This window comes from Microcoleus sp. PH2017_34_RAT_O_A (assembly GCF_020737885.1).
In the GTDB taxonomy this organism is placed as follows: Bacteria; Cyanobacteriota; Cyanobacteriia; order Cyanobacteriales; family Microcoleaceae; genus Microcoleus.
On the sequence record NZ_JAEQDD010000080.1, the window covers coordinates 14,564 to 27,817 of the forward strand.

General features: G+C 44.9%; 9 protein-coding genes and 1 pseudogene. 4 read left to right on the forward strand and 6 right to left on the reverse strand.

Going from position 1 to position 13,254, the window contains the following annotated elements; all coding sequences use genetic code 11:
• Nucleotides 1-89: 89 nt before the first annotated feature.
• Nucleotides 90-542: a DUF3531 family protein gene (locus JGK11_RS23515; RefSeq protein ID WP_293198544.1), complete on the reverse strand. Its 453-nt coding sequence runs from the start codon at nt 540-542 to the stop codon at nt 90-92.
• A gap of 85 nt (nt 543-627) precedes the next feature.
• Nucleotides 628-1,644: a Sll0314/Alr1548 family TPR repeat-containing protein gene (locus tag JGK11_RS23520; protein ID WP_293180207.1), complete on the reverse strand. Its 1,017-nt coding sequence runs from the start codon at nt 1,642-1,644 to the stop codon at nt 628-630.
• A 389-nt stretch (nt 1,645-2,033) separates the two neighbouring features.
• On the opposite strand from JGK11_RS23520, the gene JGK11_RS23525 reads away from it, so the two are divergent.
• Both JGK11_RS23525 and rsmG read left to right on the forward strand, forming a co-directional pair.
• The gene (locus JGK11_RS23525; protein ID WP_293147764.1) at nt 2,034-2,705 is read left to right on the forward strand and encodes an energy-coupling factor ABC transporter ATP-binding protein; all 672 of its coding nucleotides are present in this window, start codon (nt 2,034-2,036) and stop codon (nt 2,703-2,705) included.
• A 102-nt stretch (nt 2,706-2,807) separates the two neighbouring features.
• Nucleotides 2,808-3,533 (forward strand): 16S rRNA (guanine(527)-N(7))-methyltransferase RsmG, encoded by a 726-nt coding sequence (rsmG, locus tag JGK11_RS23530; protein WP_363319733.1) that lies wholly within the window; start codon nt 2,808-2,810, stop codon nt 3,531-3,533.
• 58 nt (nt 3,534-3,591) lie between these two features.
• On the opposite strand, the gene JGK11_RS23535 is transcribed toward rsmG, so the two are convergent.
• Nucleotides 3,592-4,347 carry a Fe-Mn family superoxide dismutase gene (locus JGK11_RS23535; protein WP_293180210.1) on the reverse strand — a complete coding sequence of 252 codons (756 nt, stop codon included), beginning with the start codon at nt 4,345-4,347 and terminating at the stop codon, nt 3,592-3,594.
• Nucleotides 4,348-4,836: 489 nt separating this feature from the next.
• A complete protein-coding gene (locus JGK11_RS23540; protein ID WP_293213071.1) occupies nt 4,837-5,982 on the reverse strand; it encodes an aldo/keto reductase in 1,146 nt (381 codons plus the stop codon).
• A gap of 30 nt (nt 5,983-6,012) precedes the next feature.
• On the opposite strand from JGK11_RS23540, the gene JGK11_RS23545 reads away from it, so the two are divergent.
• Entirely contained in the window at nt 6,013-6,204 is a 192-nt protein-coding gene (locus JGK11_RS23545; RefSeq protein ID WP_293213073.1) for a hypothetical protein, read from the forward strand.
• Between the two features lie 62 nt (nt 6,205-6,266).
• Here JGK11_RS23545 and JGK11_RS23550 read toward each other — a convergent pair.
• Together JGK11_RS23550 and rpiA are read right to left on the reverse strand one after the other, a co-directional pair.
• Nucleotides 6,267-7,622 (reverse strand): annotated as a pseudogene (locus JGK11_RS23550) (IS4 family transposase); the annotation flags it as partial.
• Nucleotides 7,623-7,877: 255 nt separating this feature from the next.
• Nucleotides 7,878-8,594, reverse strand: coding sequence for a ribose-5-phosphate isomerase RpiA (gene rpiA / locus JGK11_RS23555; RefSeq protein ID WP_293180219.1), 717 nt, complete (start codon nt 8,592-8,594; stop codon nt 7,878-7,880).
• A 209-nt stretch (nt 8,595-8,803) separates the two neighbouring features.
• Between rpiA and JGK11_RS23560 the strand changes: the two genes are divergently transcribed.
• Nucleotides 8,804-13,252, forward strand: a complete 4,449-nt coding sequence (locus tag JGK11_RS23560) for a tetratricopeptide repeat protein (protein WP_293213075.1) — start codon at nt 8,804-8,806, stop codon at nt 13,250-13,252.
• The last annotated feature ends 2 nt before the right edge of the window (nt 13,253-13,254 follow it).

The window sequence follows — 13,254 nt, forward strand, 5'->3', positions numbered from 1 at the left end:
AGCCAGTTTTGAACAGGCATCCTGCCTGTTCCACAAGAATCATGAGAGATTTCTAGTCATTATCCGTATCATCCGTGTCGTGCTAACGGTTAATTGTCCGGCTCAAAACCCTCTCTCTTCCTCGTATTTTCAACGGGCCAGTCTATATTTTCACCGCCGATAATTAGTTCTTCAATCGTCACAAATTCTTTGCTGAGTTGCTGGAAAACATTAATTAAAACATCGATGCCGATAGCATCGCTAGTCCCCAAATCAAACCAGCAGCGAGCCCAAGAACCTTCATACTCCATTTCTCCCATATTGTGCATCAAAGCCATCATGCTTTGGTCGGCTAGATTAACATCGTAATTCATATCGCTGATGTCTAAGCCTTCATCTTGAACTTGCAAATTTTCCGCATTAAATCCTCCCAGTTTTCCCAAAAAGAACCAAGAATCAAACACTTCTTCTACATACTGTTTTTCGCCGTTTGAAGGCACGTTGCTGAATTTTAGCCAAATCCAGAGGTCAAAGGGATTAAATTCGCGAAACTGTACTTGCATCAAGTTTTACTCTTGTTAATAACAACCGCCAAGATGGTACTGTCAACTGTCAACTGTCAACTGTCAACTGTCAACTGTCAACTGTTTATAGTGGTGGTAAAGCCGTCGGCCCCCAGACTCCATCTGCATCTCTAATTTTATCGCGCATCGGGTCACAATCGCGAGATTTGCTGTCGAGACGGTTGCGAGTTTTGCACTGCTGAAAGAAGATTTCGGCTACTAAGCTGCGCGGTAGTTGATCTGGTTTTGCTAAGGCGGCGTCGAAGTTTTTTCGGGCTTCCTCAAGTATGGTTTTGTTGTTGGATTGAGTCTTGGCTTGAGCAGATAAGACTTGTGCTTTGAGATAAAGGATTTCGGGGTTGGTGGGTGTTTCTGCTAGAGATTTGTTGGCAAATTCTAAAGCGCGATCGTATTTTTTTAAGTCTCGATAGCCTACGGCCATGCCGCGATAGGCTAAGTAGCGGGGCGAGGCTTTTTCTTCCAGTCGTTTAATGGCGTCGCTGGGGTTGGAAAAGGGTAGGTTTGAGGCTAACATTAAGTCCATGTAGCCTTTGAGCAGGTTGAGTTCTGGGTCGTTCGGCGCTATTTTTTCTGCTGCATCTAGGTATTGAAATACTACTCGCAGTTTGTTGAGTGCTTGGGGCGCGCCTTTGGCTGTTCCTTCTTTGGCTATGGCATTTGCTCCTTCTAGAAAGTGACCTGCTGCTGTGTAAATGTTGCCGCGCAAGGGGTTAGTTTTGGTCAATTTTTCGCCGACTTCGCGGGTTTTTTGCGCGTAGGTATTCATCGAGTTTAAGTCTTGCTCGATGTAGGATAATGAGGCTGCCATTGCATAGGCTAGGGGTTCGTTTGGTTCTGCTGATAGTGCTTGTTGAACTTGGGCTTTTGCTTGTTTGTAGTTTCCTTGCTGAAACATTGTTTTGAAGGCGGTTTCGGTGTTGGGCCCGATCGCCTGCTGGTTGCTCGTGCGGAAGGGATCGCCTGCTACTGCGGAGTTTATGCAGATGCCCAGGGCGATCGCACTTCCACAGGCGATCGCCCGTACTGTCTGTTTGTAACTTAACATTTGCTTGCCCAGCGATGCTAAAGGGTTTTTCGTCATAGTCAATTCTCTCAATGAAATATACTGTAAACTAGAAACAAGAGAGTTACGTTCTCAGACTATCGGGCCGCTAGCAAAAAAGAGTTAAATTTGCTTGATTTTTTGTGGCTCTTGCGGTATATTTTAATAATGGAAGTGTGAATTCTAATATATATGAGCGCACAGATTTCCATTGTCAAAATATACCATAAAAAATGTCAATAATCAAACGCCAAGGCTGAAAAAAACCGAAAATTTTGTAAAGATTTATGTAAAATAAATTTGGGCGATCGGCACCAGCCAAAAACAACCTTAACTATTAATAGCACAACCAGGATCTGAGGTATACACGATTCCCAATTCCCAATTCCCAATTCCCCATTCCCAATTCCCAATTCCCAATTACGTTAATGCTTTATCTAAAAAACTTAGTCTATCATCCTACAGCCTGTCCCAATGCTATTCTAAAAAATATCAACTTAGAACTGCCATCGCAACAAATGGGGCTGATTGTCGGCCGTAGCGGTTCCGGCAAAAGTACGCTCTTAGAAATATTAGCAGGTTTAGCAGAAAAAACTAGCGGCGACATCCGCTGGCGCGAACAAGAATTAACACCGGAACACTTGCAACAGTTAGGAGGTTTAGTGTTCCAGTTTCCTGAAAGACATTTTTGTGGGGGGACAATTTTAGAAGAATTGCGACTGGGACATCCCGAATTGGGACAAGAACAAATTCACTCAGCGATGAAAGAAGTTGGGTTGGCACATTTGCCGCTGCGCGCTTCTCCCCACGCTTTAAGTGGCGGACAACAGCGCCGGGTGGCCCTGGCGGTGCAGCTAATTCGCCAGCCGCATTTGCTACTTTTGGACGAACCGACGGCGGGTTTGGATTGGTCGATGCGCCGACAGTTGGTAAGCTTGTTGGGTAAGTTGAAAAATCACTGGACTTTGTTGATTGTTACTCACGATGCTAGCGATTTGTTGAGCGTTGCTGATAAGTTTTGGACGTTAGATCACGGGGATTTGCAGGAGGTCGATCGCGCGAAGTTAGAGGCTAAGGAAGCAAGTTGTGTGAGTCAGTAGGCAGTTGACAGTTGACAGTTGACAGTTGTGCGAGGTTAAGAAGTCGCAAACTTTGTCATTAGTTCTTTCGATGGTTATTAGAAGATGAACCAGACAGAAATTATGATGTTACCCCAAATGAATGAATTGTGGCAAAAAACGCTGAATTGGGAGCCGGATGAGTCGCAGCAGCAACAATTTCAGCGGCTTTATGAGTTAATTGTTGAAGGCAATCGTTCCTTGAATTTAACTCGAATTATTGAGCCGATCGAGTTTTGGGAAAAACATTTGTGGGATTCTCTGCGGGGAATTGCGAGACTGCTGCCGGTTAATCACAATTCGCCGGAAAATAACGATTTTCCCGTTGAGTCCCCGCTCAAAGCGATCGATATCGGGACTGGTGCGGGTTTTCCTGGTTTGCCGATCGCGATCGCCCTTCCACATTTATCAGTCACTCTCCTGGATTCTACTCGCAAGAAAATTACTTTCTTGGACACGGTTTTGCCGTCTTTAGGGATCAAAAATGCTACGACTTTGCTGGGCAGATCCGATGAAATTGCCCGACAACCGCAGCACAGACAAGCTTACGATATCGCATTTCTGAGGGCAGTTGGAGCAGCTTCTCTGTGCGCTAAATACGCGCTACCTTTCCTGAAAAACGGCGGTTTGGCGGTACTTTACCGGGGAAATTGGACGGTAGAGGAAGAGGAAGAGTTGCAAAGTGCGATCGAGCGTTTGGGCGGTACGCTTGAGTCAGTCGAATCATTCACCACGCCTGCGAGTCAGGGCGCGCGCCACTGCCTTTATTTGCGGAAAACTGTACAGAAGCTCGATCGCCCGATTCGCTAGCGGAAGCCATTTTAGATACAATAGCGGTTGAAACAACCGCCACTGTATCTTTGTTAAACTAACCGATCGCCTTTTCGTAGCGTTTGTTAATTTCCGCCCAATTAACCACGTTCCACCACGCTTTTAAGTAGTCTGCACGCAGGTTTTGGTATTTGAGATAATAAGCGTGTTCCCAAACATCATTGCCCATAATGGGATAGTTGCCATCACTGAAAGGACTGTCTTGATTGCCAGTAGTTGTAATCTCAAGTTTACCAGCTTTATTGCGAACTAGCCACACCCAACCGCTGCCAAAACGCTTAGTACCAGCCTCGTTGAATTTGGCTTTAAAATCCTCAACACTGCCGAAATTTTGCTTAATTGCTGTGGCAATTGCTCCTGTGGGTTCGCCGCCGCCTTTGGGACTCATGATTTCCCAAAACATACTGTGATTGAGGTGTCCGCCGCCATTATTGCGTACAGTTGTGCGAATATCTTCCGGCACTTTGCTCAAGTCTTTGAGCATATTTTCAACACTCACGTTTTTAAGATTCGGGTATTTATTGACAGCATCGTTGAGGTTTTTAACGTAAGCTGCGTGGTGTTTGTCGTGGTGAAATTGCATTGTCCGCGCATCGATGTGCGGTTCTAAAGCGTTGTATTCGTAAGGCAGAGGCGGTAGTGTAAAAAGCCCGGGAGTTTGGGCTATTTTTGGGCTTTCTGGGGATGGACTTGCTTGCGCTACACTATTGCCTGACGCTTGGCAAGCACCTGCGGTAATAGCTCCGACGGTGGCTGTTAGCAAATACAAGAAATCTCGGCGTTGGAGTGTCATAAAAGATCCCTAAGTGAATTATTAACTGTTTTATCTCAGATTAAAGCAAAAGGGGAGGAAGTTGGGAAAAAAATTATAAAATCGTAAATATACCTAATTAAACTTAAAATACAACTCGCGCTCAAGCTTGCTGTGTATATCTTCTTCTTTCCTAATGACTAAGGGTGCATCTGGCGCAAGGAAGAGGGCGAAGCATGACCGCATATAAGTTATTAGTTATCATCTCATATTGACTGCGGTCATGCTTCGCCCCTACGGATATATTTGCCTTGCGCCAGATGCACCCAATGACTAATCACTACCCTTCGGCTTCGCGAGCTGACTAATGACTAATGACTAATGACTACTGACTTATCGCCCGAATGGATGAGAAGGATGGGTGATGTTGGTAAGAACAACTCAAGTATAGGCTAATGAGGTACGCGTGCATAAGTCTCACGTGTTCCGGCTCACAAACCCGGTTTCTGTCTCGAAACCGGGTTTTTTATATTATTCTTGGGATAAGCGTTGCACGGCTTCGCCTCCAAAAAGTCGATCGGCTGCTTGCAATATACTAGGAATTTTCGCAGCGTGGGGGCTGTGGGCGAGACAGCGGCGCAAGTCTAATTCGTCGAGGCGATCGGCTTTTTTGCCCGGAAACCAGTGGCTGGCGTTACCCAAAAGGTTGTAGCGCATCTTGCAATAGTCGATCGCATCGTAAGCATTCGCCAAATTCCACAGCCACAAAATCACTCGAATGTTAACCTCTCCGGGAGTATTTTCGATAGTTGGCAAACCGAAGTCCCAAGTCTTAAACCAATCTTCTCCTAATTTATCAATTGCTGCATTTTCCAGCCTTGCTAATATCGGCGGCAAAATTTCATCAGCTTTATCTAACAATTCTACAGCTTTTAGATGCTCGTTAAAATCTTCAGGTTTGGCTGCACCCAAACTCAAAGTGTGTACTTGCGGGTGTGACAAACAAAACAAATCATTAAACACCATCGGACTCAGTGGATAGCACAAATCTACCAACTTTTGCGGCGGGTTGTAAAGTTGACCGCCTTTGTCGGAAGGACTGATAATAAAAACGCCCATGTCGTGACGTTTGGCTGCTTCAATTGCGGGCCAATTATTTTGATTGATGTAGTACCAGTGCAAGTTAAGATAATCGAATTGATTGGTTTCAATAGTTTTGACAATCACATCCGTAGGGCCGTGAGTTGAAAAACCAATAAACCGAACTTTGCCTTCTGCTTGCAATTTTTTTGCCACATCCAAGCAGCCGCCCGGGCGCATAGAATCCTCTAGAAATTCCCAGGTATTAATGCCGTGTATGGAAAATAAATCGACGTATTCTAGCTGTAAATAAGCTAAGGATTTATCAAATTCTTCGCGAAATTCCTCGGAGTTGGCTTGAGGACAAACTTTTGTTTGTACTATCAATTTTTCGCGAGGGAACTGCGGCAAAATCCACCCCAACTGCATCTCAGAAGTGCCGTAACCGCGAGCAGTTTCTATGTGATTGATACCGCATTCGATTGAGTAGCGAATTGTCGATTCTAGATTTTGTTGATTGTCTGGTGGAATTTCATTTGCTGGCACATCTTGCCATTTGTGGTGATATCTCATGCCGCCGCAGGAAAAGACGGGCATGGATAATTCTGTGCGGCCGAATCTGCGATATTGCACGATCAAAATAGAGATACGAATTTATACTATTATAGCAATTTTGAAGTGAGTGAGGTGGGAATTGGGAATTGGGAATTGGGAATTGGGAATTGGGAATTGGGAATTGGGAATTGGGAATTGGGAATTGGGAATTGGGAATTGGGAATTGGGAATGAATTGGGAATTGGTAATATCATGTCCTCTTGATTGCCATAACAAAAACGGTTTGTAGTACGGACTTAAGTCAAATGGCACTGAAAAAGACTGAATCACGTTCGCAGTTTAGCTTTCAAGACAGAGCGAGGTTCCTGCATTCGAGGATACGGTTTCGGTCTCAGTTTCAAAACTCTAGGCTCAGAACGGTCGGGTCGAATAGTGAGTAAATTAGTTGCCACCTGTTCCAAAAGAAATTGACGCCATTGCCGCTGTTGGCGTTTTCCCGTAGTTGCCAACAGCGTCAATAACAGATTAAACTGCTGCCTAGTTGACTGGAATGAGAGTTGAAAAACTGTATTTTTTGACTCAGATGCAGCCTGCCACATAATGGTACGCAATAAGGTGTAAGCTAATAGATGTGTCCAGATTTCTTTTCTCACCATCACTGGAGTTTTAGCTGTTAACATCTCCATTTTTAACGTGGTTTTGAGATAGCGTAAATTGACTTCTGCTGCCGACCAACGTAATCCATATAAAGCAGTCAACTTTTCAACAGTATACCGTTGGGCATCCACCAATGTTGTCACTACAATTATCCGCTCATCTCTAAAACCACGGCGCTTAATTCGCAAGCATACTTCTCGGACGATGAAACTTGACGGCAATGCCTCGAATTCCTCAATAGTCATGTGGTTGGGACGCTGTTGGGGCTTATTCCAGACGACTTTGTGGTCGCCTATTCCCAACTTTTTACCCCGTCTAAAGTCCGTTTTACGGAGATGATTTTTACGAAAAACAGCGTCGGCTCCTTGCTGTTTTACCAAAACTAAATCGACATAATTACCATAAGCTTGATCTGCTAATACCACATCATCGGGGACTAAATTTCCATAAATCAAACGGCTCATCACAATCTCACTGGTTGCCAAGGATGCTATACCAGCAGATACCACAGCGCCAGTCAGCAATGAAAAAAGTACCACTATTTTAGCGATGGGAAATCCACATCCTGGTTTTTGATTGCTGTGTTGTGGATACTCGGCTTGATTTTCAGGAGTATCACTCATCAATACTGTTGTCCCATCTAATACCCGCACTCGTCGTCCACACCATTGTTGTTCTATGGGAACTTGCGCTTCTAGAGCTTCTGCGACTATGGGTACTAACTGTTGAACGAGTTTTTCTGGCAGTCGTTTACGAGCTTTACTATATGCCCCGGTGTCAGAAGAAGGAGGCTTGACTCCGGCCGCACTTAGCCATGTACTCATCCGCTTCACGGCTTGACTCAAGCTTTTATCGGGATCGAGTACCTGGGATACCATCGCCCACAAGGTGACTATCGGTGTGTAGATGCTTTGGTAGTAGGTGATTTTCTCTTTCGCTAGAAGCGAATAGACTAACTTTTCTGGCAGCAGTTTTTCCCAAGGTGACGCAACGCTTTGCAAAAATTGTTCTTTGAGAATGGACGCACGATTTGGCATAATGGAGAGAGATATTTTGGTTTGTAAGGCAATTATCTATGTATATCTTGCCTTACAGATTTTTTTTTGGTCACTTTTTCAGTGCCATTTGACTTAAGTCCGCACTACGAACGAATTTTAATGCGGTTAATCGATCGGACATGATATAAAAAGCTTGAGTAGCTAATTAACCGTAGGGTGCTTCAGGCTGAATATTCTTGAGTAGACTGCTAAACTTTTCCTTCCTGATTCACCCTACTATAACTATTTAGAAATTTCCCGCACTACAGGTTTGCCGTCCTTAATTTCGCCTACTAAAACCAAATCTGTACAGTTGACAAACAAGCCATTTTCTAACACGCCTGGAATGTTATTCAAAGTTTTTTCTAATTCCGCAGGATTGTCAAGGTTATCAAATTGAACGTCGATTACCATATTACCTTGGTCGGTAATTACCGGGCCTGCTTTTCTGATTCCCATGCGGAGTTCTGGTTTACCGCCCAATTTTTCAATGGCGCGAGTAACGGGGGTAATTGCCATCGGTATAACTTCGATGGGGACGCGAAAAGTCGAACCCAATTTATCTACCATTTTGGAACTGTCAACTACTACAATAAACTGAGCAGCGAGACAATCGACTACTTTTTCGCGGGTGTGGGCGGCGCCACCACCTTTAATTAAGTTGAGGTGCGGATCTACTTCGTCAGCGCCGTCAATGGCTACGTCAATTCTGTCAATTTCGTCGAGGGTTGTCAGCGGTACTCCGTACTGTTTGGCTAATACTTCTGATTGAAAGGATGTGGGAACTCCTTTGATATCTTTGAGTTCGCCTGATTTTATGCGATCGCCCAATGCTTGAATAGTATAAGCTGTAGTTGACCCCGTGCCGAGTCCGACAATCATACCAGATTTTACGCGATCGGCAGCAGCAAAGCCAACTTGCTGTTTCATCAATTTTACGGGGTCTTGTTCTGTGGTCATGTTCGGTAATCCTCAATAGCTTTAAGATTATACCATTTATTATGGATTTTTTTAACCGCAGAGAGCGCAGAGAACGCAGAGAGTAAGAAGCAGAAGAGACGGCACTCGCAAATTGTTTCAAGTGGGAAATTCTCTCTTTCTTCTCTGCGCCCTCTGCGCCCTCTGTGGTTAAAAAAATCTAGTTCACAAATCGGCGGATAATTGCCATAATGAAAATCGGATTTCTCGATACCTACACTTGGGATTACAACATTGAAACTCCTTACCGCGAACCTTTGGGCGGCACTCAGTCGGCTATTTGTTATTTAGCTGAGGCGTTGGCAGCCCTGGGAAATGAGGTATTTCTACTCAACAATACTTCGGAACCGGGGATGTGGCGCGGGGTTGATTGCAGGCTGCGGGTGGCGGACAGTGCTAATTTGGAATTATTGCGATCGCTAGATTTTTTGGTTGTAGTCAATATAGTTGGTAAGGCACTGGAAATTAAGCCTTTTTTGGGCGCGCACACTAAATTGATTTTGTGGATTCATAACGAACCTGGCTTTGTTTTTCTTAAGGATTTCAAGAATGAGCTAGAAATTAATGCTTGTGATGCTTTGGTTTTTGTCAGCGAGTGGCAGCGCCAGCAATTTCACACTCGTTTTGGGATTGACTCCAAGCGCAGTTATGTTTTCAGAAATGCGATTGCACCTTGTTTTGCTAACATTTTTGCCGATAATATTTCGATCCAATCTCAAAAATCTCGACCGCCCATTCTAGCTTACACTAGCACTCCATTTCGCGGACTGGATATTTTATTAAATGTTTTTCCCGAAATTCGTCAAGCTGTCCCCGGAACCAGATTAAAAGTATTTTCTAGCATGAAAGTACACCAAATAGACGACAATGATAATCAGCTTTGTTTCGATCAACTTTACGAAGAGTGTCAGGAAATAGAAGGTGTCGAGTATGTCGGTTCTGTACCGCAACCCGAACTTGTCCGGCAACTGCGTTCAGTCGCGGTTTTAGCTTACCCGAATAGCTATTTAGAAACGTCATCGATTGCGGTGATGGAGGCGATGGCTAGCGGTTGCCGCATTGTGACGAGTGAATTGGCAGCTTTGCCGGAAACAACGGCTGGATTTGCGCGTCTAGTTTCTATGTCAGGGGTGGAAAATTTGGCATCTGTAACTGATTGGAAGCGTGCAGGGACACCGGATTGGGAGGGATATACAAGGCGGTTTTTAGATGCGACAGTCGAAGTTTTAAAAGAGTTTACGGGGGCGGGGGGTGCAATTGCTGAAACTCATCTGAGACAGCAGGTAGAATATATCAATCGAGGGTGTACTTGGTCTGTGCGAACCCGAGAGTGGGTAGAATGGTTGAATAGTATTAGTGTAAAACCTGTAAGAGTGGCAGAGCAAATGATCCAAGAGTTTTTGGTGGATTTAGAATCAGCTCAAACATATTTTGTCAAGGGAAATCGCCTGAAAGATAGAGGAGATCTCGGTGGCGCCATCGAGAGTTATCAGAAAGCTTTAGAGTGCAATCCCAAAGATGCGGAAGTTCATAAAAAGTTGGCGGAAGTTTATGTTTTGCAAGGAGAATTCGATCGCGCGATCGCCCAATGCAACCTCGCCATCAAATTTCAACCGAATTTTGCTCCCGCGTACCTGACAGCGGGCAATGCCCTGCACGGCCAAAACCAGCTAGAAATGGCAATTCAAGCTTATTTGCAAGCTTTAAAACTTCAGCCGGATTTAGCAGAAGCCAGCGCGAATCTTGGCAGTATGTATTACAAGTTAGGGCAATTGGGACAGGCGGCAAAGGCTTACCAACAAGCTCTTGCTATTAATCCCGGTTTGTGCTCGGTGAATTTGATGCTAGCCAGCGTTTTGCAGCAGCAAGGAAAGTTAGATGCGGCTATTGCTTGCTGTCAAAAAGTGCTGCAACTGCAACCGGAAAATGCCAGCGCTGCGGAAATTTTATCCAGTTTAACCGCACAAAAACAGCAAGAAACTACCGATAGCAAATTTCTCGCATTAGAAACAGAATCTGACGAGCAACAACCAGTATCTGTCAACAAAGATGAAGGCTATGGATTGCAGCCTTCGAGTATCAATTTGCCACCAGCACCTAATCCTGAAAATTTAAATACTCCGTTTACCAACCCTGCTGAAGTTTCCGAACAAGTTACCTCGCTGAATGTTCCAGATATCACACAAGTTGCTAATTTTCAAGAAGTAGAACAGTACAAAAAACTGGCAGAAAACTTTTTAGTTAAAGGGAAAATTCAAGAGGCGATCGCAGCGTGCCACCAAGCTATCAAAATTAGACCTGATTATACCCATGCTTATGTAACTTTAGGCAATGCTTTGCAAGCGGTTGGTAAAATGGAAGCTGCGATTCGATCGTATTCTCAAGCCTTAGAATTGCAGCCAAATTTTGCGGAAGTGCGCGCCAACATCGGCAGTATGTATTTCAAAATGGGTCGTTTGGAAGAGGCGATCGCCCATTACCAACAAGCGATCGCCCTGAGTCCAGATTTAGCGGGCGCTCACTGGAATTTAGGCAAAGTATATCACAAACATGGCAACATCGACGCTGCGATCGCCTGTTTTCAGAGAACATCCGAACTCAACCCGCAGCTTGTCGGCGCCGACTTCCACTTCAACTTAGGAAACCGACTGTTTAGTCAAGGCAAGCGCGACGAAGCCATCGAAAGCTACCAAAAGGCGATCGCCATTAAACCGGATTGGGCAGAGGCCTATGGTAACATCGCCAGCGCGCGATCGCAGCAAGGAAATCTCGATGCTGCCATCGTCGCATACCAGCAAGCTGTAGCTTTAAAACCCGAATTAGAAGTGCTGCACTTCAATTTAGCCAATTCTTTCATGCAGCAATACAACTACGAAGCAGCGATTGCTAATTATCAAAATACTCTGAAAATTAAGCCCGATTGGCCGGAAGTTCACGCGAACATCGGCAGTTGTTTGTCCATGCAGGGCCTGCTGGAAGAAGCTTTAGCCAGCTATCAGCAAGCTTTGGCCTTAAAACCGGATTGGGCAGAGGTTTACTGCCGGATGGGACACATTCAGAAGCAAGATAAGCCGTTGGAGGCGATCGCATATTTTGAAAAGGCGATCGAATGCAACCCCAAATACAGCGAAGCCCACCAACAACTGTGCGACTTGCTAAGCCACTCCACCAACCTAGCCAGAGCCCGCAGCGTCGCCGACAAATACTGCGAATTCTGCGGTGAAAATGCCCCAGTCATGTCAGCCACAGCCTACGTCTTTTCCTACCTCCAATCAGGAGTCAGCAAACAGGCAATTCAGAAACTCGAAGAAATCGAACAACTCTGCTACGAAAAAGTCGAAACCTTTAGCGTCATCGAACTCAAACTGCTTTACGAAATCTTCCTGTTTGCAGTTTCCCACCTCCGAGACAACCGCGAAAAAAATGCCAGTTTCTACCGACTAATTGCCAAAGAATACTACCAAAAAGCCGTCCCGCAGCGACAGCAAGCCAACAGAATCAAATCCGCAAATTATTTAACCAAACAACAGCCATTAAAAATCGGCTTCCTTTCCAAACACTTCCGCCGCCACTCCGTAGGCTGGTGCAGCGAAGCCTTAATCCGCGAATTAAGTCGCATCACTCCCCACGTTCATCTTTACGTAACAGGTAAACTCAACCGAGACGAAGTTACACAGCGGTTTGAAGAAATGGCCGGCAAGTTTTACTGGCCGAAAAAATATCCCAACGGTTTTGCTGACGGTGGCGAAATCTTCGCCGAAGTAGTCCAAGACGATTTGGATGTTTTAATAGACTTAGACTCCATGACAGTACCGACAAATGTCGAAGTTTTGTACCAATATCCGGCGGGGATTTGCGTTTCTTGGCTGGGGTTCGACGCGCCATACATTTCGGAGAATCACTACTTTCTGTGCGACGAACACACTCATCCCCCAGGTGTTGACAAAAATTACTTAGAACAGTTAGTGAGATTGCCTAATTGTTCGGTAGCAATTGGCGAACTGCAAAGCATTCCTGTGAATCGAGAGGCGATTAGAAATGCCCTCGGGATTGGCTTGGATCAAATGGCTTATCTCTGTGTCGCTCCGGGCAGAAAAACTAATCCTGAAATGGTGCAAGCTCAAGTTAGAATACTTAAGCAAGTACCAGATAGTATGTTGATTCGCAAAGGTCAAGGCGATCCGGATATAATTCATAGCACATACCGCGAAGAATGCGATATTCAGGGAGTAGATTTTGAACGGATTAAGTTTATCGGCCAAACCCGAAGTGAAGAAGAACATCGCGCTATTTATTATGTAGCCGACGTGTTGTTAGATTCCTATCCTTACAACGGCGGGACTCACAATTTAGAGGCTTTGTGGGCGAATTTGCCAGTAGTAACGAGATCCGGCGACCAATATCTTTCACGAATGGGTTATGCTTTTCTCAAAAGTGCAAATCTCGATGTGGGTGCAGCTTGGAGTTGGGAAGAATACACGCAGTGGGGAGTTAAGTTTGGGCGCGATGCTGGTTTGAGAAATGCGGTGAAAGAGCATTTAATTAAGTCTAAGCAGTCTGAAAATCTTGCGCCTTTGTGGAATCCCAAACAGTTAGCCCAAGATATGTATGAAGTGTTTCAGAAACTATTAGCTAAATAGGT